At 39.0% G+C, this 666-nt stretch carries 1 protein-coding gene; it reads left to right on the top strand.

Annotated features, from left to right (window positions below; genetic code table 11):
- Positions 1-178 precede the first annotated feature (178 nt).
- Positions 179-586, top strand: coding sequence for a hypothetical protein (locus ACQEXU_RS21975; protein ID WP_258500419.1), 408 nt, complete (start codon positions 179-181; stop codon positions 584-586).
- Positions 587-666: the final 80 nt, after the last annotated feature.

Genomic DNA, 666 nt, shown 5'->3' with positions numbered 1-666 from the left:
GCCTAGTTATCTGATTTATGGTGAATAATTTACGTATAACAAGGCATTTAAGAGTGACTCACAACGCTTGGCGATCTGAGTTTAAACTTGGTTTTGGTGTTTAAGGTGCAGTGGTTTAGGTTAGGTGTTTAGCGTTGTTCGCACCTTAATGCAGCGTTATGTAGCAAGGAGGATAGATATGCTTAAGCTCATGAATAAAAAGGCTTATGTTCAGTCAGTGGCTAAAGATGTAGCTCCTAAGCTGTGTGCCAAATTTGGGGAAAAGAACATCTATTCGTTTCATGAGATTAGTTGGGCATTGAACCAGATTAATCGCAGTAATGATCGATTCTATAAATCAGTTTCTTATGGCATGTTGCTGCCATACAGTAAAGAGTTAGCTCTGGAACTGCATGAAGACCTTGGCGACTTGTTGGATTTTCAAAAGTCTGTCGGAAAGATCCTATTTAACGTATCTGAAGTCCCATCATTTGAAAGCTACTTACTATATGCGGAAGTAAATGTAGAACCTAATAGTAAAGTGACGAATACCAGCCTAGATAGTTCCGGTGGTATAAACCTTTTTGATTTGGGTAACGGCGAGTAGCTACATAACAATAAATTTAAGAGTGATTCACAACGCTTGGCGCTTTCACTTCAAGCCAGTTTAGTGTTTATGGCACAATG

The sequence above is a fragment of the Vibrio sp. TRT 21S02 genome (assembly GCF_050113675.1).
Classification (GTDB): Bacteria; Pseudomonadota; Gammaproteobacteria; order Enterobacterales; family Vibrionaceae; genus Vibrio.
The sequence above is the reverse complement of the archived record's forward strand: the minus strand, read 5'-3'. Positions and strand labels throughout refer to the sequence as shown.

Excerpts from the sequence above, each read along its gene's own strand:
- ACQEXU_RS21975 (WP_258500419.1), top strand. The coding sequence starts at position 179 with ATGCTTAAGCTCATGAATAAAAAGGCTTATGTTCAGTCAGTGGCTAAA.